The organism is Planococcus maritimus, assembly GCF_001592825.1.
Classification (GTDB): Bacteria; Bacillota; Bacilli; order Bacillales_A; family Planococcaceae; genus Planococcus; species Planococcus maritimus_C.
The window spans coordinates 272,464-293,272 of record NZ_LTZG01000021.1; the positions used below are offsets into that span (position 1 = coordinate 272,464).

The window sequence follows — 20,809 nt, forward strand, 5'->3', positions numbered from 1 at the left end:
AATACATATGACCAAATTAACGAATTTGCAGAGTTTTTTGAAACAGCAACAACTTGATGCGGCGCTCATTACCGATCCGCACAACGTTTTCTATTTGACCGGTTTTAACAGCGACCCAAAAGAGCGACTGCTCGCCGTCATGGTATTTGCCGATGCAGAACCGTTTTTGATTTGCCCGGCGATGGAAGCAAGTGATGCGAAAGCGGCTGGTTGGACAGGTGATATCGCAGGACACACCGATACGCAAGACGCCATGCAAGTGCTTTACGAAACCGCAGCTGCCCGCAACCAGCCATTGAAACGCATCGCCATCGAGAAAGCACATATGATTGTCGAGCGATACGACGCCATCAATCAGTATTTCCAGTCGCCTGAGATTCACTCTATCGACGGACAAATGAACGCGATGCGCGTTATTAAAGACGCCGCCGAACTCGACATCCTGCGCCATGCTGCATCGCTTGCAGATTACGCCATTGAAGTGGCAGCGGATGTTATGCAAGAAGGCATGACAGAAATCGAGTTGATGACGGAGATCGAGACGGCCCTTAAAAAGCGCGGTATCACTCATATGTCATTTGACACGACCGTGCTGACGGGCCCTAAAGCCGCTTCTCCGCATGGCAAAACAGGGCAGCGCAAAATTGAACGCGGCGACCTCGTATTGATGGACCTCGGTGTTATCTATGAGGGCTATTGCTCGGACATCACCCGCACGCTCGCTTTCGGTGAACCGAGTGAGCAAGCAAAAAAAGTATACGATATCGTCAAGCGTTCAGAACAAGCGGCACTTGATGCCGTGCGTCCTGGTGTGACAGCGGCTGAGCTTGACGGCATTGCCCGCAAAACCATTGAAGATGCAGGCTATGGCGACTATTTCACGCATCGCCTCGGACACGGACTTGGCATTTCTGTCCATGAATTCCCATCGATCCACGGCAGCAACGATATGCCGCTTGAAGCGGGCATGGTGTTTACAATCGAACCCGGCATTTATGTCACCGACCAAGTCGGCGTGCGCATCGAAGACGATTTGGTCGTCACTGAAAACGGCTACGAAGTCCTGACCAAATACCCGAAAGAACTAACGATTATTAACCGGCAATAGAAAAAGAGCGGCCCCGAGAATCCATCAGATGGATTTTCGCGGGACCGCTCTTTTTTTGCTTATAGCAGCAATTCGTCAATCGCTTTGTATTCAAGGCCTTGATCGTCAGCTACCGCTTTGTACGTAACATGGCCGTCCATCGTATTGACGCCTTTTTTCAATGCTTCGTTATCAAGAACTGCTTGCTTGAGTCCTTTATTGGCAATTTGCACTGCGTAAGGGACCGTCACATTCGTCAAGCCGATTGTCGATGTGCGCGGAACGGCGCCCGGCATGTTCGCCACCGCATAGTGCACAACATCATGCTTCACATACGTCGGTGCATCGTGTGTCGTGATACGGTCGCTTGTTTCGAAAATACCGCCTTGGTCGATAGCGATATCGACTACGACAGAACCCGGCTTCATCGATTTGATCATGTCTTCCGTGATCAATTTCGGTGCTTTCGCTCCCGGAATCAATACCGCTCCAATGACCAAATCGGATTTTTCGACTGATTGGGCGATGTTCAACGGGTTCGAAATCAATGTTTGCACATCTTTGCCGAATAAGTCATCCAATTGGCGCAAGCGCTCTGGATTCAAATCGAGGATGGTCACATCAGCGCCCATTCCAATCGCCACTTTGGCAGCGTTCGTACCGGCGACGCCTCCGCCAACCACCGTTACTTTCCCGCGGGAAACGCCTGGGATGCCACCGAGCAAGATACCGCCGCCACCATGGATTTTCTCAAGGAACTGCGCACCGATCTGCGTCGACATGCGGCCTGCTACTTCACTCATCGGTGTCAGAAGCGGCAAGGAATTGTTCGGAAGCTGAACCGTTTCATATGCGACACCGGTCACTTTCGATTCGATCAATGCATTCGTCAATTCCACTTCCGGTGCCAAGTGCAAATAAGTGAAGAGGACTTGGCCTTCACGGAAGTGCTTGTACTCGCTCGCTACCGGCTCTTTCACTTTCATGACCATGTCCTGTGCCCAAGCTTGATCAGCGTCGGCAACAATGACAGCGCCTGCCGCTTCGTAATCAGTGTCGGTAAAGCCTGACCCGAGCCCTGCGCCGGATTGAATGAAAACTTCATGGCCGAAAAGTGCCAAGTTCACTACTCCCGCCGGTGTCATTGCTACACGGTTTTCGTTGTTCTTCACTTCAGTAGGTACCCCAATGCGCATTACAAAACCCTCCAATATATTGTGTCTGGAATAATAAAATAAATGAAACTAAAAGCATTTGAAACCACATCCATTCTAACAGATTCCATTTCATATTGCTCCATTAATTTGTCTTTTAAAAAGATAATTTTTTATAGTCCCAAGCACGGAATACAAGCGCTTACAAAAGGAGGAAATGATATACCGGTATATTAAAAGAAAAAGAGTTGTCAAATAATTTAGATAATCTACTTCTCAAAGGAGGAACAATTTGCCTATGTACCGAAAGATATAGTATAGACAAAGGAGGAATGTAGAGATGACATTAAAGTATGATCACATCCTGGTAGCTGTCGATGGATCGAAAGAAGCGGAATGGGCGTTCAAGAAATCCATCGGCATCGCCACCAGAAACCACGCGACCTTGAACCTGGTAAACGTAATCGACACCCGTTCATTCGCTGCCATTGAAGCATATGACCGCTCAATCGCGGACCGTGCCCAAAAATTCGCTGAAGATTTGCTGGGGGATTACAAAAAAGAAGCCGAAGCAGGCGGTGTTGAAAACGTCAATATCGTGGTCGATTACGGCTCGCCTAAAACGATGATCCCACGCGAACTGGCTAAGAGAGTCGAAGCCGATTTGATCATTTGCGGAGCTACCGGCTTGAATGCTGTCGAACGTTTCCTCATCGGCAGTGTTTCAGAACATATCGTTCGCTCCTCTAAATGCGATGTGCTCGTTGTTCGTACAGATGAAGCACAAAGCGATGCACCCGACGATTATTATTCAGAAGAACGTTCCGGCAAATCGGAATAACAGATAAAAGCACGCGGCTTGATGGCCGCGTGCTTTTATCTGTCATCCTTTTACTTTGAGAACAATTTTACCTCTGGCATGATGAGATTCGCTTAACTCATGCGCATCTCGTACACCTTGTTCCGTCAGCGGATAAATATGCCCTACTTCCGGCTTTACTTCCCCGCTAACGAATAAATCGCCCAACTTTTTCAATTGCTGGCCATTCGGCTCAAGCCAATAACTGCTCGCTTCGATCCCGAGCTGTTCCGCTTTTTCTTCATCTGGCTGACCGGCTATGCTGACTAGCTTGCCGCCACGTTTTAAGACGCCATAGCTTTTGTCGAGCGTTTCGCCGCCCATCGTGTCCAACACGAAATCAAAATTCTCCAGCACTTCTGAGAAATCCTCTTCGCGATAATCGATGACGCGGTTTGCGCCAAGTGAAGTAACAAGTTCATCGTTTTTATCGCTCGCTGTTGTTGCTACGTAGCAGCCAATGCTGTTGGCAATTTGAATTGCCATGCTGCCGACGCCACCAGCTCCTGCATGTATGAGCACTTTATCGCCTTTTTTAATCTGGCCGGTCTCTACTAAACATTGCCATGCTGTCAGCCCTGTCAATGGAATTGCTGCGCCTTCTTCAAAACTCATGCTTTCAGGCATGCGTGCCAGCAAATTCTCATCGACAGGGACGAATTCTGCATAGGTTCCTTGACGCGTCGTAGCGGGACGCGCGAAAACCCGGTCGCCCGGATGATAATGCCTCACTTCATCGCCCACTTCTTTTACGACTCCGGCGACATCCCAGCCAAGAATAATCGGGAACTCCCATGGCAGCATTTCTTTTAAATAGCCTTCTCTCAACTTCCAATCAATCGGATTGATTGAAGTCGCGTGGACTTCCACCAAAACTTGATGCGCTGAAATGGCTGGCGTTTCCACTTCCCGTTCTTTCAATTGTTCTTTTCCTCCGTACTGATCAATGACTATTGCTTTCATCTGCAGCCACTCCTCCCTTTTAACCCCTGTATACCCTGACAACATTTTCGCTACACATGAAAAAACACAGGAACTCGCCTAATTATGCTATTATGGTAACTGTTTCATAAAAGAGGTTCGCAAACTCCCTCTCAAAAAAACTAAGGAGCTGTAGTTACATGAAAAATGAAAAAGCCGTCGTCGTGTTCAGCGGCGGACAAGATAGCACCACTTGCCTATTTTGGGCGTTAGAACAATTCAGCGAAGTGCTCGCCGTCACTTTTGATTACGGCCAGCGTCATGTGCAGGAAATTGAACATGCCAAACACATCGCAGAAACGCTTGGCGTCACATTACAAGTACTCGATATGGGGCTTATCAATCAATTATCCGCCAATGCCTTGACGCGCGACTCGATCGAAGTCAAAGAACAAAGTGATGGCCTGCCATCTACATTTGTGCCAGGGCGCAATTTGTTGTTCCTATCTTTTGCCGCAATTTATGCCGACGCATTCGGCGCGCGACATTTGGTCACGGGTGTCAGCGAGACCGATTTCAGCGGCTATCCGGATTGCCGGGATACTTTCATCCGGTCGCTGAATGTCACACTCAATTTATCGATGGATAAGCAGTTTGTTATCCACACGCCGCTTATGTGGCTCGATAAGGCGGGAGTCTGGGAATTGTCCGACCAACTCGGCGCATTCGATTTCGTCCAAAAAGAAACCTTAACTTGCTATCATGGCATTCCGGCAGAAGGCTGCGGCACATGCCCATCCTGTAAGTTGCGAAACGAAGGCTTGCAGACTTACCTTTCTCAAAAGGCAGGTGCAAAGTCATGATGCAGCAATTCTATCCAACGGTTTCGCATTCGTATTGCTTTGAATTAAACAAAGATATGCATTTTTCAGCTGCCCACTATATCCCTGCCGATGAAGCAGGTAAATGCGCTAAGATGCATGGCCATACCTATCACCTGAATCTAACAATTGCCGGCGACCAGTTGAATGATACCGGCTTTCTGATCGACTTTAAACACTTGAAAGACCTGGTGCATAAACGCTATGACCATAGCGTATTGAACGATCACCCGGAGTTCAGCGACACTTTCCCCACGACTGAATTACTCGCCAGACAAATTCATACGTTGATCCAAGAGATGCTTGACCAAACGGATAACCAACCGGAATGCTTGCAAGTCATTGTCCGTGAAACGCCGACAAGCTATGTGATCTACCGGCCGAAGAAGGTGTCGTCATGAAAATCCCGGTAATGGAAATTTTCGGTCCGACCATCCAAGGCGAAGGCATGGTCATGGGACAAAAAACGATGTTCGTCCGAACAGCCGGATGCGACTATTCCTGTTCCTGGTGCGACTCCAAATTCACATGGGATGGCACAGGCAAAAGCACAGCGATGGCAGCCAATGACATCGTTACTCAGTTAAAACAACTCGGGAAAGATGCCTTTTCCCATGTCACTATTTCCGGCGGCAATCCGGCTCTCCACAAAGGAATAGCGGATCTTGTCGCGTTGTGCCGCGAAAACGGCTGGCGCACTGCGGTCGAAACACAAGGCAGCATTTGGCAGGACTGGCTCACAGAAATTGATGACGTCACCGTGTCGCCGAAACCTCCAAGTTCAGGCATGATTTTGGATTACTCCAAACTCGATGCGATGCTTGGCAGGCTATCTGCGGCTCAAGCGAGTTTGAAAGTGGTCGTATTTGACGAAGCTGATTTCTTTTTTGCGGAACAGCTTCACTTGCGCTATCCAGCATTTCCATTCTTTTTGCAAGTCGGAAATGATGACACACAAACGACTGACGATGAGCAACTCGTCCAGCATCTGCTCGGCCGTTACCAATGGCTAATTGACAGACATCTGTCATCCGCTGAACTTAACGATGCCAAAGTGCTGCCTCAGTTGCACACCTTGTTATGGGGAAATAAACGCGGAGTTTAACTCAAGTATAAAACCCGGTCGGTTCGCTATTTCTGGCGAACTGACCGGGTTTTTGCCTGCATCGACCTCAGGCTTTTTTCACAAATTCCGATTTCAATTGCATTGCACCCAAGCCATCGATTTTGCAATCGATATTATGGTCACCGTCTACAAGTCGGATGCTTTTGACTTTCGTTCCGATTTTCAAGGTATTCGAACTGCCTTTTACTTTCAAATTTTTGATCACCGTGACAGCGTCCCCATCCTCTAAAATGTTTCCAACCGCATCGCGCACCGCTTCCTCTTGCAGTTGTTCAATCGGATTCCATTCATGGGCACACTCTGGGCACACCACCATTCCAGCATCTTCATACGTGTACTCACAACCGCATTGTGGGCAATTCGGCAACTCCATCATGTATCTTCATCTCCCTTAATTTACGATGATTTCAGTATACCAAATCGCCACGGCGGTTTTCACCGAACGACAAGAACGGGGCATTCTGCATGGTTGACGACTTTGTGGCTAACGCTGCCTAGCATGACTTCACGGATCGGCGACAATCCACGACTCCCAATGACCACTAAATCGTATTGCTTTTCCTTGGTCATCTTGACGATTGCGGGGCCTGGAATACCATGCAACACTTCGACTTGGTGGAATATTTTTTCCCTATCCAGCAGCTCGGCAACTGGCTGGATCTTTTTCTTTCTGGCCAAATCGAATTCCATCGCTGCGGCGTCATGAATCACTTCATTTGCATCTTCTTTGTAATCGGACACATAGACAACCGTCACTTCCGCTCCATCAACCAAACTAGCAATCTTTACGGCTTCTTTAGCTGCACGAACCGAATTTTCGGAACCGTCGACAGCCAGTAGAATCTTCTGATACATACTCCCACTCCTTTCGAGATGATCATTCTCTTACTTAACGCTATTCGCCGTCCCCTGAAAAGTTCCTGCCTTTTTCCAAGAACGAAAAAACCGGCCCTCTACGAATAGAACCGGTTTATGCCTTTATTTATTTTCTTTGAACCATCCATTGACTTGTGTAAAGAATTTCGCCATCGTTTCAGGCTTCGACATATTCGGGACGCGGGCAAGGAGCACTTCTTTCGGTGCTTTCAAGCCGTCTTGTTTTTTCTGCAAAACCAACACTGCCTTAGCATGCTGAGCGTTTTTAAAGATGTTCTCCGGCAGTTCCATGACCGCCTGGATATGCGCTTGATGTTTCAGGAAGCTGTGCAATTGTCCCGCCATTGGTGATTCGAAAATATTTCTTGGGATGACAAAGAACAGATAGCCGCCTGCTTTTGTATGCTTCAACGATTGCTCGATGAACAAATGATGGGCATAAGACATGCCTTCTTCCGCTTTCAACTCGTAATTTGAGGCAGTTGCTTCATCCGGATAATAACCGACCGGCAAATCAGAAACGACGCAATCGACCGGATCGATCAATAGCGGTTGCAGGGCATCCTGCAAATAAAACGTCACTGGCTGCTCGATCAAATTGCCGATATTCGAAGCCAGGCGGATTAACAGATCATCGAGTTCGACAGCGGTTCCGCTCATGCGGCCATCCAAATAATTCATCACCGTAAACAATAGATTGCCTGTGCCCGCTGCTGGGTCCAGCACAGTCGCTTGCTGTTCTTTGACGAATAGTTCCACCAAATAGCCGATCAATAAACCGAGCGCATCCGGTGTCATTTGGTGATGTGGCTGGACATGCTCTTTCATGCCTTTTAAAATCGACAGCTGCAGCGCTTTTCGCATATCTTCTTTCGTCGCGCTTCCTGCAATAGACAATTGCCCGTCCAGCCAACGCTCTGTCGTCGTGAGTAGACTTTCTAAATAGGAACTGTCTTCCTGTTTTTGGATTGACACCGTTTCATTGTCAATCGCCGTAAAAATACTTTCCATAGATGAATTCATAAATCTCCGTCCTCAATAAGGAAACCCACTCGGCAAGAGTGGGTTTCTTGGTATTAGTTTGTCAGTTTCTTAACTGCTTCAAGTGCTTTGTCGTAATCCGGGTGATCGGTGCCTTCTGACACATATTCCACATATGCCACTTTGCCGTCTTTATCGACCACAAAAATGGAACGTGCCAACAAGCGCAGTTCTTGCATCGTCAAGCCGTACGCTTCACCGAACGAAAGATCGCGGTGATCGGACAATGTCGTGATGGAGTCTACACCGTTAATTTCGGTCCAGCGCTTCTGTGCGAATGGCAAGTCACAAGAAACCGTCAATACTTCTACGTCTTCTCCTAGTGATGCCGCTTCATCGCTGAAGCGTTTTGTCTGATCGGAACATACTCCTGTATCAAGCGATGGGACGACACTAACCAATAGCACTTTGCCTTTAAAGTCTTCTAAAGACTTCGGTTCCAGGCTGTTCGATAACGCCGTGAAGTCCGGTGCCTGATCGCCTACTTTCACTTCATTGCCTGGCAATGTTACAGGGTTTTGCTTGAATGTGATTTGTACCAAATTGCAACGCCTCCCTTTCAGATTACCTTTATCATACTAAATGCTTTCGCTTTCTTGCAACCGAGACCCTTCCAGCCTCTTTCTCGCCATTTGCTGTTTTCGGTAAGCGTCCTCGTGAACAACCGTCGTATCTGCAATGAAATCATGGACACCTTGCTTTAAAGCAGTGAATCCGACAATCCAATACAAAGGCAAAATCGTTGCCGAGATAAAACGGCCGATCCATTCGCGGAACAATAAGGTCGACCAGGATAGTCGCTCCGTTTTCAACGAAACAACGCGCAGGCCAAACACCATCTTCCCGAGTGTCTGTGCAAAAAACTTTGTCATCAACACAAAATATCCATAAAAAACAAACGCGGTCACAATCGCATATGGGGCATACCACACAGTTTCAGCCGTTTCCCATCCAAATAGCGCAAACAGCGGCCGTACTAGAATAGAGGATACTGCCGAAATGGCCAGGAGATCGATTAAATACGCCCAAAAGCGCATCCAAAATCCTGCGGGCTTACGCTCGTAAAATAGGATGGTATCGTTTTCCGGCCGGGCCGGCGGAGTTGCAGCCGCCCGTTCTGCCGACTCGTTATTGACGTAATCAGTCATGCTTCTCCACCTCCTTAGTTTTCACCGTATAGATACATCATGCGCGGTCCGCTATTTTGGGATAGCATATCCGAGATGAACTTGGTTTCCATATCCATGCCGAAGAATGAACCGGCTTTCATTGCAAATAGTGAAGACCAGTTCTCGCTAGCACCGTATTCGAACACTTCGCCGCCCGCTAAATCAAAGTCATCCTGCATCGCCTGGATGACATCTTCTTCAAAGCCGAAATCATCTGCGAGGTTGGCTTCGACCGCTTGGCGGCCATTCATGATGCGGCCGTCTGCGTATTCTTTTACTTCCGATTCGGTCATATCGCGGCCTTCTTCGATTACGTCGACGAACTCTTCATATGAACTATCGAGCATTTCCTGTAAAAGGGCACGCTCATCATCTGTCATTTCACGCGTCGGGCTCATGATGTCTTTGTATGGACCCGATTTGATGGTGACAAAGTTTACGCCATAGCGTTCTGCCAATTCACCGTAATTGACGCTTTGCATAATAACGCCGATTGAGCCTGTCAAAGTCTCTTCGCTAACGAAAATCTTTTCAGCAGGCGCCGCAATGTAGTAACCTCCAGAAGCAGCGATTGCCCCCATCGATACGTAAAGCGGTTTTCCGGTCTCATCCTGGATCTCTTTGATCTTGTCATGGATCTGTGCCGATTCAACGACTCCTCCACCCGGAGAATTGACTTTCAAGACAACGCCTTTGACGCTACTGTCCTCTTTGATAGCCTGTAGTTGCTCCATGAACAGATCATGGTTGTAACCGGCAGCGGAAAATAGGGACGCTTCCCCAGTATCTTGAATCGCCCCGTCCACATTCAATACAGCAATGCGGTTGGATCCGTTGCCTGGTTCCACTACGTGTTCGCTCAAGGCTGTCTGTTCTGTTCCTGTCCAATCATCAAATCCCGAAGTGAAATCTGACTGCAGTATTGTGAATGCCGAGTTAATGACGAGTGATATCGCAAGCAAAATGGCAGCGGCAAGCAAGGCAATCCATCGTTTTTTGTTCATCATGTTTCTATTCCCTCCTTAAGTATTTCAGTTAACTATACGGTATAGACCCTAAAATGTTTCACTTTCCGCTAAATTCAGCACCAACTAAGCGGCGATTTCTTTTCGTTCGCCTCGCCTCCATGATTTTCGAGCCTGTGAACAAGATCAAAGCACTCCAGATAAAGGAGAAGGAAATGATCGACACTAAGCCAAACGCTTCCCCATAGAGAAAGACGCCGATCAATAGCATCAAGCTTGGGGCGATGTATTGAAGAAAGCCAATCATGTACAACGGAATTAACGGCGCGCCCATGGCGAATAATAGCAGCGGCACAGCCGTCAGAAATCCACTGAGAATGACGAGCAGGTCGGTCGAGACACCGCTGTGCAGGAATGCCGCGCGGTCGATCGAAAACAAATAGACGTAATAAGCGGTCGCAAACGGCAAGACGAACATCGTCTCGATTGCGAGTCCCCTCAGTGCATTTAAACGGATGGTCTTTTTGATCAATCCGTAAAAGGCAAAACTGAACGCCATGCCAAGTGCTAGCCACGGCAACGTGCCGTACGAAATCGTAATGACCGATACGCCAATTGCCGCAAGTCCAAAGGCGATTTTAACAGCAGGCGATAGTTTCTCCTTTAAAAAGAACGAACCGAGCAAAACAGAAATCAATGGATTGATGTAATAACCAAGGCTGGTTTCAACGATTCGATCGTTGGTCACCGCGTAAATATAGAAAAACCAATTTGCCGAAATGAGGAACGAAGCCAGCATTAGTAGAAAAAAAGTTTTCTTCGATTTCCACAATGACTTAACGTCATCCATAAACTGCCTGCCGCCCCCTGTCAGAACGATAAAGCCGAGCGTCAGCCAAAACGCCCAAAAAATACGCCCGGCCAACAACTCATCGGCGGGCACATGGTCGACTTGTTTCCAAAATATCGGGAGAAATCCCCAAATCGTATAAGTTAGTATCGTCAGCAAGGTTCCTTTTTTCTCTTCAGTCATTTTCGCATCGCGCACCATTCTTCAAGTATTTTTATTCACGAAATAATAGACCCATTATATGCCTGCCATATTGGAAAGTAAATACAGCAAAAGCCCCCGGTATAAGCGGGAGCTTTTGAATAAATTATTATTTTTTTGCGATTTCCGCTTGTCGCAGTTCGACACGGCGAATCTTCCCTGATGCGGTTTTTGGTAACTCTGAGCGAAACTCAATAGCTCGTGGATATTTATATGGCGCTGTCAATTCTTTGACGTGTTGCTGGAGTTCTTTTATCAGCTCATCACCGATGTCATGGCCTTCAGTTAAAACCACAAAAGCTTTGACGATGGTTCCGCGAATTTCATCCGGTGAACCAATGACGGCGCATTCCTGCACGGCGGGATGTTTGACGAGCGCATCTTCCACTTCGAATGGCCCGATCGTATAGCCAGAGGAAATGATGATATCGTCGCCACGCCCTTCAAACCAGAAGAACCCATCTTCGTCTTTTGAAGCCTTATCGCCTGTGACATAGTAATCGCCACGGAATTGCATTTGAGTGCGTTCTGCATCCTTGAAATATTCCTTGAACAGCGCCGGCGTTTCAACGTGTACGGCAATGTCGCCAACTTCTCCCACTTTACAAGGCTCTCCGTTATCATTGATGATTTCCACCCGGTTGCCCGGTGTTGGTTTGCCCATTGAGCCCGTGCGGCCCTCCATTCCCTTCATGGTACCGACAAGCAATGTATTTTCGGTCTGCCCATAGCCGTCGCGAACATCCAATTCAAAATGTCTTTTGAAAACATCGATCACTTCCGCATTTAAAGGCTCACCTGCTGATACCGCACTGTGAAGCGAACTGAGGTCGTATTTCGCTAAATCTTTCTGTTTTGCCATCAACCGGTATTCAGTCGGCGTGCAGCACAATACATTGACCTTACGCTGTTCAAGCAGTTCCAGGTAAACGGCCGGATCGAACTTGCCATTATAGACAAACGCCGTCGCGCCGCTTCCGAGCGTTGCAAGAAACGGGCTCCAAATCCATTTTTGCCAACCTGGACTTGCTGTTGCCCAAACCAAATCGCCTTTTTGCGCACCGAGCCAATGCTCTGCAGAAGTTCGTAGATGCGCATATGCCCAGCCATGGCTGTGGACGACGCCTTTTGGATTACCAGTTGTCCCAGAGGTGTACGAGAGAAATGCCATATCATCATTTTTGGTTTGCGCCGCATCGTAATGATCGGAAGCGACTGCCATTTCATCCGTCAACGAAAGCCACGAATCCGTTCCTTGGCCGATGACGAAATTCGTCAACGCAGCCATTTCATCCACGCCTTCAAATTGACTTAAAAACGGCTCATAAGCGATGACCGCTTTTGCTTCGCTATGATTCAGACGGTAAGAAATGTCTTTCGCTCGCAACATCTCCGAACTCGGAATCACCACCAACCCTGCTTTTAATGCCCCGACATAAACAATATAGGCTTCGATGAGCCGTGGAACCATGACTAGCACAACATCACCTTTTTGAAGTCCTGCCGCTTCGAAGCTATTCGCCGCCCGGTTCGCTTGTTTGACCAATTCATCGTATGTAAGATTTTTCTTTTCCCCTTTGTCATTTTCCCAAATAATTGCCTTGCGTCCATCTCCGTCGGCAAATCGTTCGAATTCTTCTACCAAGTTATAGTTTTCAGGTGCTAATAATTGCTCGCGTTTCATTCCAATCTCCCCTTTGCCCATGAACTATTATTATTCTTGTATCATTATACAGCAACTATTTAATTATTCAAAATAATTGTAAAAGAGAATTTTATTGAATCCCATCAGTTTCATTGAATCGTAAGTTGCATATTATTGTTCTCATGCAATAGCGAATAACGCCATCAATAAAGCCCAGCCAGAAACTTGGTTTGAGTTCCTGACTGGGCTAGTCATTTTAAACTTATAGCAAATCTTCAAATCGTTGTTCTTTCTTTCTTGGAAATTCAATAATCTCGCGCTGTGCTACTGCTTGGTCGATCATATCATCGAATGATACAAAGCTTTCGTAATGCTCCACTTTGTCTGTTTTCGGTTTCGTTTTCGGATTGGCCGGCGTGAAGATCGTGCAACAATCCTCATATGGCCGGATGGAAATATCGTAAGTGCCGATCGCTTGTGCCGTTTCGATGATTTCGAGTTTGTCTTGCGCGATCAACGGGCGCAAAATCGGCGTATTGGTCACAGCGTTGATTGCCTGCAGACTTTCTAATGTTTGGCTGGCAACTTGGCCGAGGCTTTCGCCGGTAATAATCGCTTTCGCATCGGTCTTCGCTCGCACAGCATCCGCTATGCGCATCATCATCCGGCGTGTCGACGTCATCGTCATATTATCCGGCACTTGCTTATGGACTTCCTGCTGGATTTCAGTGAATGGAATAATGTGCAAGGTGACAGGCGAGCCAAAGCCGCTCAATTTCTCCGCCAAGTCGAGCACTTTTTCTTTTGCGCGCTCGGTTGTGAAGGGTGGACTGAAGAAATGAATCAATTCAAGTCTCACGCCCCGTTTTAACATATGATATCCAGCAACCGGGCTGTCGATACCGCCGGACAGCATCAATAATCCTCTGCCGCCTGCGCCAATCGGCAAGCCTGCTGCGCCTTTAATTGTTTCGGCCATCATATAGGCGGCATCTTGGCGGATTTCGACCTGCAAATCGATGTCGGGTTTTTTCATCGCGACGGTCAATTCCGGCGTGTTGCCGAGCACATAGCCGCCGATGGTCCGCATGATTTCTGGCTTTTCATAAGGAAATTCTTTAAAGGGCCGTTTAACAGACACTTTAAAGCTTTTGTTTTGAGTGTCCATTTTGCTGACAATCGATAACGCGGTACGCTTCATCTCATCCAGTTCTAGGCTAGTCTGCGTGACTGGGCTAAATGACTGGATGCCAAACACATAAGGAAGCCGTTTTAAGATGTCCTCCATGCCTTGTTCATCATCACAGAATAAGAACATGCGGTCACGCTCAGCTTTAATGCGCAATGTCGGAATACCGGCAAATAATGTTTGAATGTTGTTCCGGAGCCGCGAAATAAAAGCTTGCCGGTTGCGCCCCTTTGTAGACAGCTCACCATAGCGGATGAGAATTTGATTGGTTTTCATGATGATTCGACTCCTTTGATCAATTGATGCGCTTTATGGAAACGTTTTTTCAGTTCGGTAATGTCTTCCTGTGTCGTATTGGCACCGAAGCTGATGCGAATTGTACCGTCGCGATATTCGCGCGGCAACCCGATCGCTTCGATCACATGGCTTGCTTGTTTATTCTTAGAAGAACAGGCACTCGAAGTCGAGACGATGACGCCTTCTTGCCCCAAAGCGCCGACCAAGGTCTCACCTCGTACATGCTTTATGGCCAAAGCCAAAATATGCGGTGCCGCGTTATCCGGGCTGACAATGTAGATATCCTGGTATCCGGCGAAAAAAGAGCGCAATGCCGCATTCCATTCTAGATGATCCGCCATTGGTCTGGCAAGGCGCAATGCTTTTGCCATCGCAGCGGCGTTTGGAACCGACACGGTGCCGCTGCGAAGCCCATTTTCTTGCCCACCTCCAAAGAGGATGGGTTCGATTGCCGCTTTATTTATAGCCAATAGACCGCTGTTTTTCAAACCATGCAATTTATGGGCAGAGATCGTCAGTAAATCTGGCTGCTCCTCTTTACCGAGAGGCAGTTTGCCGGCACCTTGTACAGCATCGACGTGAAATAAGGCCCGGTGATGTTCTAGCATGCTGCGGACTTCAGCTAGTGGATGAATCGTGCCGATCTCGTTATTGACTTGCATAAGGCTCACGAGAATCGTTTCGTCGCGAAGTGCCTCCCGCAGCTCTTCTAGATCAATCGCTCCCGACCGATCCACAGACAACAAAGTGATGTCAAAGCCTTCTTGTGCCAGTTGCTTCAACGGTTCCAAAACCGATGGATGCTCGGTTTTACAGGAGATGATGTGGCGTCCTTTTTCCTGATTGGCGTAAGCCACTCCGCGGATCGCCAAATTATTCGCTTCGGTCCCGCCTGATGTAAAAATGATTTGCTCATAGCCAAGCAAGGCTTTTATCTGGTTGCGTGCCGATTCCAGTAAATCTTCCGCTTCATTTCCTAAGCGGTGCAGCGATGCCGGATTCGCGAAATAACGGCTGCTTGCCTTTACATACGTTTCGAGCACCTGTGGGTCCGGTTCGGTCGTTGCACTATTATCTAAATATATCATTGCTATCCCTCCGAAAAGAAAACCACCAGCTCGTCTGCTGGTGGTTTCGTTATTATCTTAGTCTTGATCTTTTACGAGAACTTCAATGCGTTTCATCGAGCCAGGTTCAAAATTTTCCACAGCTGTCGCCGCTTCTTCCAAAGCCTTCGTATAGCGCATTTGGCGGAATGATTCTTCGGCTTCCAATAGATGGGCGTGAAGCTGGGGATTCGTCTTCCGGTAACGGTTTCCGTATTGAATGATGCGTTCTACAAGCAAGACATTTTCAACCATTTCTTTTGCTTTGATCTCTACGTCCGTAATGCTTGTTTCTGCCTGTTCCATATAATTATCGACTAGCTTCATATTAAGGGGCACTTCGCGAAGCGCACGCATCGCGACAAACAAATGCTCTTCCGCTTCTTCGAGACGGACATCCATATCTTCTGGAATTCCCGGGATATTCGCCTTATGAAGCATGCGATCGGTTTCCTGGAGACGGCGTCTCAACTCTTCCACATGGATGCGGGCTTTGTTTTCCTCGACTCTCAGGTTTTTCAACGCATCAGTAAAGTCCATTTGCGTCGAATCTACGATCGATAAATCTTCACGGATATGCATCAATTCATCCTGTAAGCTTGAATATGCAGACTGGTCTTCTTCTAAGCGCGCCGATAATAGTTCGAAGCGCTTTGCCAATTGTTGAACTTTTTCTAGGCAAGTTTTTGGAATTGCCGCTTCTTGGTCGGTAATTTTGTAGCTATGTTGCACATAACGGCTTTCTTCTTCCAGTTCCTGAGTGTCGCGGGCTACTACTTGAAGGTGGCGCTCCGTATCCATGAGATGCTGGTCGATATAATGCTTAGCAGCCACTTCTTTTTCCAATAGCTCGTACATCGCATCAATCCGGTCCTTAATTTTATCGACCTGGTTTTTGCTATCGGAAACTTCCAAGGAATCCAATTGTTTTTTCAATACAATTAGTTCTTGTTCAATTTCTTCGATTTTTTCGGTCAAGCCGAGATGGTTTAAGTAATAAGACTGCTCTTCCATTTCTTGTTTACCTAAGCGCAACTGTGCTAAGTCCTGTGGAATCTTACCATCGATTTCTGTTAGCATCATTGGGATATCGTCTACGAGCATGAATGCCTGTGCACTGTCTGATGATAAATTGATGACCATTTCACGAGCTCTTAAGTAATTGCCTTCGTCCGTTAGCTGGTCGTATTCCTCGAAACGCTGAACAAATGATTCCAGGCGTTTTTCAAGAGGTTCAGCGGCCGCGCCATATGAAGATTTATGGGCCAATAGATTCTTGCGAGCCCTCACGTATTTGTCTTGGATCAAGTCCATTTCGCTGCGGTTTTTTTCTTCGCTGCCGATCAATTCGTCCAATTCCGCGAAAATGACCGCGATTTGCTGGTCGGCGTCATCTATTTTTACTTCCGCTTGTTTTTCAAGCTTGGAAGCTTTTGGGAAGTTAAAGCGCTTAATCGATTCTTCTGCGTCATAGAGTGTTGCGTCTATTTTGGGGATATCGACATCCATGATTTCGTCCCATTTATTGCGCCAGCGCTCGAACATTTCTTCTGTCTGGCCATTCAAGTTCAATTGTTTCACTTTAGTAAGTTCTTCCATAATTGGTTTCTTTTTTAGTTGCAGTTTCAGTTGTTCCAGACGCTCGATTTCCGCATTGTGTTGTTTTCGAAACACCATGCCGACAATAAGCAGCGCCAATAGAATGATGACCGCAATGATGATATACTCCATCATAAGTCATTTAGCCCCCTGTTCCAAATACATTACCGGTTACATAAGTATGTTTAATGATTCTTTTATTTTAACATGTATTCTACTCTTTTGTTTGCCAAATTAGAAGAAAACAGGGAATAATTTTATCAAATTGAAAAGATGGTGAACTTTATGAATAAACGAGATGGCCACATTCACACCCCGTTTTGCCCTCATGGTACAAGCGACCCGCTTCACGCTTATGTGGATAAGGCAGAAAAATCCGGATTTACCGACATCAGTTTCACGGAACACGCCCCGTTACCTGCAGGTTTTATGGATACGACCCCTGCACAAGACAGCGGCATGAATAACAGTGAAATGCCAGCCTACTTCAACGCGCTCAATGAAGTAAAGCCAAACTACCCCAATATGCGTATTCGCAGCGGACTAGAAGTGGATTTTATCCAAGGCTTTGAAAAACAAACGTCCCACATATTGGAACAAGTCGGTTCTTATCTGGAAGACGCCATTCTTTCGGTCCACTTCTTGCGTTACCAGAATCGCTTTATTTGCTGCGATTTCAGTGCAGAGGTGTTTATGCAACTTGCGAATGACATGGGTTCTGTCCAGGCAGTCTACGACCTGTATTACGATACAGTCGAAGCCTCCATTATAGCTGACCTCGGCCCCTATAAACCGAAGCGCATCGGCCACCCGACGCTGTGCCATAAATTTCAGCATGTCCACGGGGAGCAAATAGATGATGATGCACGCATCCGAAATATTTTGCAGCTGATCAAAAAACATGGCTATGAGCTTGACGTCAATTCGGCAGGGCTATCCAAACCCGGCTGCCAGGAATTCTACCCGCCCGCGCCTTATATCGCTTATGCGCGTGAACTCGGCATCCCACTTGTTTTCGGTTCGGATGCCCATAGTACAGAAGGCTTGCACAAATACGCAGAACACTTTTATACTGAACACTATTAAATAGAAACTATTAGAAATGAGATGATTCCATGTTTGCTACAACTTCTTACAGCGGCACACGCGAAGAGCAATACAATCTGCTCAATAAGCAACTTGACGCCTTGCTTGCAGGTGAACCGAACCGCATCGCTAATTTGTCGAACGCTTCTGCCCTCCTTGGCCAATTCCTCGATCGTATCAACTGGGTCGGCTTTTATTTAATGGAAGAGGGCGAGCTCGTCCTCGGCCCATTCCAAGGAATGCCTGCATGCGTCCGAATTCCGGTCGGCAAAGGCGTATGTGGTACGGCCATCGACAAAAATGAAACCATGCTTATCGATGATGTTCATGCCTTCCCTGGCCATATTGCCTGCGATGCCGCTTCTCGTTCAGAGATCGTCATTCCACTCGTCAAAGACGGCGAAGCCATTGGCGTACTCGATATCGACAGCCCGGAGCTTGCGCGATTCACCGAAGAAGACCGCAACGGGCTTGAAAAATTTGCAGACACTCTATTGAAGCATATCTAAATGCAAGAAAGATCCCGGCAGACTGCCGGGATCTTTTTTTAGATTTCCTGCAAATTGGACTTAATCTTGACAAAAGCCTGTGCAAGGTCCGCCATTAAATCTTCGACGTTCTCAAGCCCGACCGATAAACGGACGAGTGAGTCACTGATGCCCATCTTTTCGCGCTCTTCCGGTGGCACGACGGCATGCGTCATAGTCGCCGGATGCTGTATCAAAGTTTCAGCATCCCCTAGGCTAACGGCAATTTTAATCAGCGACAAAGCATTCAGAAATTCCTGCGCTTGCTTTTTGCCGCCTTCAAGTTCGAATGAAATCAGCCCGCCTCCTCGGCGCATCTGTTCTTTGGCCAGCGCCATTTGAGGATGTCCTGCATCAAATGGATACAAAATACGGGTCACTGCTTGTTCCTCTTGGAGAAACTCGACAATTTTTTCTGCGTTATCGATATGGCGGTCCATGCGCACATGCAATGTTTTCAAGCCGCGAATCAATAGCCAAGCATCAAACGGCGACATAATGCCACCGAAATCCTTTTGGACAGTCATACGGATTAACTGCATTTCTTCCGCGTCTGCTCCGACTAATACCCCGCCGACAATATCGCCATGGCCGTTCAAATACTTGGTGGCACTATGGAGTACAAAATCAGCACCATACTCAATCGGATTCTGTAGATATGGCGAGCTGAACGTATTGTCGACCACCACGCGCAAGCCGTGTTTCTTGGCCACGGCTTCGACCGCCCGCAAATTAACGAGCTCCATTGTCGGATTGATTGGTGTCTCCACATAGATGACTTTCGTCTCAGGACGTAGCGCCTGCTCGATCTCCTGTTCATCACTCATGCCAATAAGCGAATGCGTAATGCCATACTTTTCTTCCATAATTGACAATAAACCGAATGTACACCCATAGATGCCTCGCGAGCACAGCACATGATCGCCCGCTTTCGTCAAATGTACCAGAATCGTACTGACTGCAGCCATCCCTGATCCGAATGCCAGTGCACCGGATCCACCTTCGACCTCCGCCAACCGCTCTTCTAATACGCGCACCGTCGGATTGCCGAGGCGCGAGTAGATGTTTCCGTCCTGCTCCCCAGCAAAACGGGCTTCTCCTTGTTCGGCATTTGCAAATGAAAAAGTAGACGTCTGATAAAGTGGCGTCGACAAGCTGTCGTGATGCACTTTACTGTCATAGCCCTTGTGAATTATCGCTGTCTCAAACTTGTGTTTTTGTTTCATCATTCATACACCCCTCACCAATTATAGAAAGCGCTTACATTTATAACTATCTCCATTTTACTCTGAGATAGGCGAAAAAGAAAGCTTCATTTCTTCGTATATTGCTGTATATCGATTGACTGATACATCTCCAATCGGTTATACTAGCCTTTGTGTAAAATAATCGCAGCAGTTGTATGTGCGGGTTTGTCCATTTTGTTCCTCTGCGGAGGTGTATCGCGTAACTCTTGGCTGCTGAGCGAAGGTACATGAAAACAAAATGGCTTACAGCATGAATGCATCTGGTTTTTATTTTACTCTAAAAACCAAATTAGAGGAGGAGACTCATTATGTCTCGTTATACAGGTCCAGCATGGAAACTGTCACGTCGCCTTGGAATTTCTTTGAGCGGCACAGGTAAAGAACTCGAAAAACGCCCTTACGCACCAGGTCAACACGGTGCTAACCAACGCCGTAAAGTTTCTGAATACGGTTTGCAATTGCAAGAAAAGCAAAAACTACGCTTCATGTACGGAGTAAACGAACGTCAGTTCAAAACTTTGTTCAACAAAGCTGGTAAAATGGAAGGCAAACACGGCGAGAACTTCATGATCTTGCTTGAAACACGCCTTGACAACGTTGTTTACCGCCTCGGCCTTGCGCGCACTCGCCGCCAAGCTCGTCAATTGGTAAACCACGGCCACATCCTTGTTGATGGCAAACGTGTAGACATCCCGTCTTACAGCGTGAAACCAGGACAAACAATCGCTTTCCGCGAAAAGTCTAACAACCTTGATGTTGTCAACGAAGCGATCGAAGTAAACAGCTTCGTTCCAGAATACGTTTCAATCGACGCTGACAAAAAAGAAGGCACATTCGTCCGTCTCCCAGAGCGCAGCGAATTGTCTGCTGAAATCAACGAACAATTGATCGTTGAGTTCTACTCACGTTAATCGATTGACCAAAACCCTTCAGGTTTACCTGGAGGGTTTTTTCTATGCCATCATTTTCAGGCTGTTTTTCAA

22 protein-coding genes and 1 riboswitch are annotated in these 20,809 nt (G+C 47.3%); of the genes, 8 read left to right on the forward strand and 14 right to left on the reverse strand.

Annotated elements, in window-relative coordinates; genetic code table 11:
• The first annotated feature begins 7 nt into the window (after positions 1-7).
• Entirely contained in the window at positions 8-1,108 is a 1,101-nt protein-coding gene (locus AY633_RS11745; protein ID WP_068488514.1) for a M24 family metallopeptidase, read from the forward strand.
• A gap of 59 nt (positions 1,109-1,167) precedes the next feature.
• On the opposite strand, the gene ald is transcribed toward AY633_RS11745, so the two are convergent.
• Entirely contained in the window at positions 1,168-2,283 is a 1,116-nt protein-coding gene (ald, locus tag AY633_RS11750; protein ID WP_068488515.1) for an alanine dehydrogenase, read from the reverse strand.
• A gap of 298 nt (positions 2,284-2,581) precedes the next feature.
• On the opposite strand from ald, the gene AY633_RS11755 reads away from it, so the two are divergent.
• The gene (locus tag AY633_RS11755) at positions 2,582-3,082 is read left to right on the forward strand and encodes a universal stress protein (RefSeq protein WP_068488516.1); all 501 of its coding nucleotides are present in this window, start codon (positions 2,582-2,584) and stop codon (positions 3,080-3,082) included.
• Between the two features lie 42 nt (positions 3,083-3,124).
• On the opposite strand, the gene AY633_RS11760 is transcribed toward AY633_RS11755, so the two are convergent.
• Positions 3,125-4,063 carry an NADP-dependent oxidoreductase gene (locus AY633_RS11760; protein ID WP_068488517.1) on the reverse strand — a complete coding sequence of 313 codons (939 nt, stop codon included), beginning with the start codon at positions 4,061-4,063 and terminating at the stop codon, positions 3,125-3,127.
• A gap of 106 nt (positions 4,064-4,169) precedes the next feature.
• Positions 4,170-4,213: riboswitch (PreQ1 riboswitch) on the forward strand.
• Between the two features lie 8 nt (positions 4,214-4,221).
• On the opposite strand from AY633_RS11760, the gene queC reads away from it, so the two are divergent.
• The 3 genes from queC to queE are packed head-to-tail and all read left to right on the forward strand — an operon-like array spanning position 4,222 to position 6,007.
• Complete coding sequence (gene queC / locus AY633_RS11765) at positions 4,222-4,884, forward strand: 7-cyano-7-deazaguanine synthase QueC (protein WP_068488518.1); 663 nt, start codon at positions 4,222-4,224, stop codon at positions 4,882-4,884.
• A complete protein-coding gene (gene queD, locus AY633_RS11770; RefSeq protein WP_068488519.1) occupies positions 4,881-5,303 on the forward strand; it encodes a 6-carboxytetrahydropterin synthase QueD in 423 nt (140 codons plus the stop codon). Before queC ends, queD begins: the two co-directional genes overlap by 4 nt.
• On the forward strand, positions 5,300-6,007 hold the full coding sequence (gene queE, locus AY633_RS11775) for a 7-carboxy-7-deazaguanine synthase QueE (protein ID WP_068488520.1): 708 nt from the start codon (positions 5,300-5,302) through the stop codon (positions 6,005-6,007). Before queD ends, queE begins: the two co-directional genes overlap by 4 nt.
• A gap of 67 nt (positions 6,008-6,074) precedes the next feature.
• On the opposite strand, the gene AY633_RS11780 is transcribed toward queE, so the two are convergent.
• The 11 genes from AY633_RS11780 to ezrA form a co-directional block, all read right to left on the reverse strand.
• The gene (locus AY633_RS11780) at positions 6,075-6,404 is read right to left on the reverse strand and encodes a zinc ribbon domain-containing protein YjdM (protein ID WP_068488521.1); all 330 of its coding nucleotides are present in this window, start codon (positions 6,402-6,404) and stop codon (positions 6,075-6,077) included.
• A 59-nt stretch (positions 6,405-6,463) separates the two neighbouring features.
• Positions 6,464-6,883: a universal stress protein gene (locus AY633_RS11785; protein ID WP_068488522.1), complete on the reverse strand. Its 420-nt coding sequence runs from the start codon at positions 6,881-6,883 to the stop codon at positions 6,464-6,466.
• 123 nt (positions 6,884-7,006) lie between these two features.
• Positions 7,007-7,927 carry a class I SAM-dependent methyltransferase gene (locus AY633_RS11790; protein WP_068488523.1) on the reverse strand — a complete coding sequence of 307 codons (921 nt, stop codon included), beginning with the start codon at positions 7,925-7,927 and terminating at the stop codon, positions 7,007-7,009.
• Between the two features lie 53 nt (positions 7,928-7,980).
• Entirely contained in the window at positions 7,981-8,487 is a 507-nt protein-coding gene (gene tpx, locus AY633_RS11795) for a thiol peroxidase (protein WP_068488524.1), read from the reverse strand.
• 36 nt (positions 8,488-8,523) lie between these two features.
• On the reverse strand, positions 8,524-9,093 hold the full coding sequence (locus tag AY633_RS11800; RefSeq protein WP_068488525.1) for an RDD family protein: 570 nt from the start codon (positions 9,091-9,093) through the stop codon (positions 8,524-8,526).
• Positions 9,094-9,107: 14 nt separating this feature from the next.
• Positions 9,108-10,118, reverse strand: coding sequence for a signal peptide peptidase SppA (gene sppA / locus AY633_RS11805; protein WP_068488591.1), 1,011 nt, complete (start codon positions 10,116-10,118; stop codon positions 9,108-9,110).
• Positions 10,119-10,179: 61 nt separating this feature from the next.
• Positions 10,180-11,112, reverse strand: a complete 933-nt coding sequence (gene rarD / locus AY633_RS11810; protein ID WP_068488592.1) for an EamA family transporter RarD — start codon at positions 11,110-11,112, stop codon at positions 10,180-10,182.
• Between the two features lie 127 nt (positions 11,113-11,239).
• Positions 11,240-12,814, reverse strand: a complete 1,575-nt coding sequence (mbcS, locus tag AY633_RS11815) for an acyl-CoA synthetase MbcS (protein WP_068488526.1) — start codon at positions 12,812-12,814, stop codon at positions 11,240-11,242.
• A gap of 223 nt (positions 12,815-13,037) precedes the next feature.
• A complete protein-coding gene (gene thiI, locus AY633_RS11820; RefSeq protein ID WP_068488527.1) occupies positions 13,038-14,240 on the reverse strand; it encodes a tRNA uracil 4-sulfurtransferase ThiI in 1,203 nt (400 codons plus the stop codon).
• The gene (locus tag AY633_RS11825) at positions 14,237-15,349 is read right to left on the reverse strand and encodes a cysteine desulfurase family protein (protein ID WP_068488528.1); all 1,113 of its coding nucleotides are present in this window, start codon (positions 15,347-15,349) and stop codon (positions 14,237-14,239) included. Before AY633_RS11825 ends, thiI begins: the two co-directional genes overlap by 4 nt.
• 57 nt (positions 15,350-15,406) lie before the next feature.
• The gene (ezrA, locus tag AY633_RS11830) at positions 15,407-17,101 is read right to left on the reverse strand and encodes a septation ring formation regulator EzrA (protein ID WP_068488529.1); all 1,695 of its coding nucleotides are present in this window, start codon (positions 17,099-17,101) and stop codon (positions 15,407-15,409) included.
• Between the two features lie 150 nt (positions 17,102-17,251).
• Between ezrA and hisJ the strand changes: the two genes are divergently transcribed.
• Positions 17,252-18,052 carry a histidinol-phosphatase HisJ gene (gene hisJ, locus AY633_RS11835; RefSeq protein WP_068488530.1) on the forward strand — a complete coding sequence of 267 codons (801 nt, stop codon included), beginning with the start codon at positions 17,252-17,254 and terminating at the stop codon, positions 18,050-18,052.
• 29 nt (positions 18,053-18,081) lie between these two features.
• Complete coding sequence (locus AY633_RS11840; RefSeq protein WP_068488531.1) at positions 18,082-18,561, forward strand: GAF domain-containing protein; 480 nt, start codon at positions 18,082-18,084, stop codon at positions 18,559-18,561.
• A gap of 38 nt (positions 18,562-18,599) precedes the next feature.
• On the opposite strand, the gene megL is transcribed toward AY633_RS11840, so the two are convergent.
• Complete coding sequence (gene megL / locus AY633_RS11845; RefSeq protein ID WP_068488532.1) at positions 18,600-19,808, reverse strand: methionine gamma-lyase; 1,209 nt, start codon at positions 19,806-19,808, stop codon at positions 18,600-18,602.
• Positions 19,809-20,134: 326 nt separating this feature from the next.
• On the opposite strand from megL, the gene rpsD reads away from it, so the two are divergent.
• Complete coding sequence (gene rpsD, locus AY633_RS11850; protein WP_068488533.1) at positions 20,135-20,737, forward strand: 30S ribosomal protein S4; 603 nt, start codon at positions 20,135-20,137, stop codon at positions 20,735-20,737.
• Positions 20,738-20,809 lie beyond the last annotated feature (72 nt).

What these genes read in the sequence shown, in the direction of transcription:
- queE (WP_068488520.1), top strand. Translation starts at nt 5,300, where the DNA reads ATGAAAATCCCGGTAATGGAAATTTTCGGTCCGACCATCCAAGGCGAA.
- AY633_RS11785 (WP_068488522.1), bottom strand. Translation starts at nt 6,883, where the DNA reads ATGTATCAGAAGATTCTACTGGCTGTCGACGGTTCCGAAAATTCGGTT.
- queC (WP_068488518.1), top strand. Translation starts at nt 4,222, where the DNA reads ATGAAAAATGAAAAAGCCGTCGTCGTGTTCAGCGGCGGACAAGATAGC.
- AY633_RS11760 (WP_068488517.1), bottom strand. Translation starts at nt 4,063, where the DNA reads ATGAAAGCAATAGTCATTGATCAGTACGGAGGAAAAGAACAATTGAAA.
- sppA (WP_068488591.1), bottom strand. Translation starts at nt 10,118, where the DNA reads ATGAACAAAAAACGATGGATTGCCTTGCTTGCCGCTGCCATTTTGCTT.
- AY633_RS11745 (WP_068488514.1), top strand. Translation starts at nt 8, where the DNA reads ATGACCAAATTAACGAATTTGCAGAGTTTTTTGAAACAGCAACAACTT.
- AY633_RS11790 (WP_068488523.1), bottom strand. Translation starts at nt 7,927, where the DNA reads ATGAATTCATCTATGGAAAGTATTTTTACGGCGATTGACAATGAAACG.
- hisJ (WP_068488530.1), top strand. Translation starts at nt 17,252, where the DNA reads ATGAATAAACGAGATGGCCACATTCACACCCCGTTTTGCCCTCATGGT.
- AY633_RS11825 (WP_068488528.1), bottom strand. Translation starts at nt 15,349, where the DNA reads ATGATATATTTAGATAATAGTGCAACGACCGAACCGGACCCACAGGTG.
- AY633_RS11780 (WP_068488521.1), bottom strand. Translation starts at nt 6,404, where the DNA reads ATGATGGAGTTGCCGAATTGCCCACAATGCGGTTGTGAGTACACGTAT.
- ald (WP_068488515.1), bottom strand. Translation starts at nt 2,283, where the DNA reads ATGCGCATTGGGGTACCTACTGAAGTGAAGAACAACGAAAACCGTGTA.
- mbcS (WP_068488526.1), bottom strand. Translation starts at nt 12,814, where the DNA reads ATGAAACGCGAGCAATTATTAGCACCTGAAAACTATAACTTGGTAGAA.
- queD (WP_068488519.1), top strand. Translation starts at nt 4,881, where the DNA reads ATGATGCAGCAATTCTATCCAACGGTTTCGCATTCGTATTGCTTTGAA.
- ezrA (WP_068488529.1), bottom strand. Translation starts at nt 17,101, where the DNA reads ATGATGGAGTATATCATCATTGCGGTCATCATTCTATTGGCGCTGCTT.
- rarD (WP_068488592.1), bottom strand. Translation starts at nt 11,112, where the DNA reads ATGACTGAAGAGAAAAAAGGAACCTTGCTGACGATACTAACTTATACG.
- thiI (WP_068488527.1), bottom strand. Translation starts at nt 14,240, where the DNA reads ATGAAAACCAATCAAATTCTCATCCGCTATGGTGAGCTGTCTACAAAG.
- AY633_RS11800 (WP_068488525.1), bottom strand. Translation starts at nt 9,093, where the DNA reads ATGACTGATTACGTCAATAACGAGTCGGCAGAACGGGCGGCTGCAACT.
- rpsD (WP_068488533.1), top strand. Translation starts at nt 20,135, where the DNA reads ATGTCTCGTTATACAGGTCCAGCATGGAAACTGTCACGTCGCCTTGGA.
- AY633_RS11840 (WP_068488531.1), top strand. Translation starts at nt 18,082, where the DNA reads ATGTTTGCTACAACTTCTTACAGCGGCACACGCGAAGAGCAATACAAT.
- AY633_RS11755 (WP_068488516.1), top strand. Translation starts at nt 2,582, where the DNA reads ATGACATTAAAGTATGATCACATCCTGGTAGCTGTCGATGGATCGAAA.
- megL (WP_068488532.1), bottom strand. Translation starts at nt 19,808, where the DNA reads ATGATGAAACAAAAACACAAGTTTGAGACAGCGATAATTCACAAGGGC.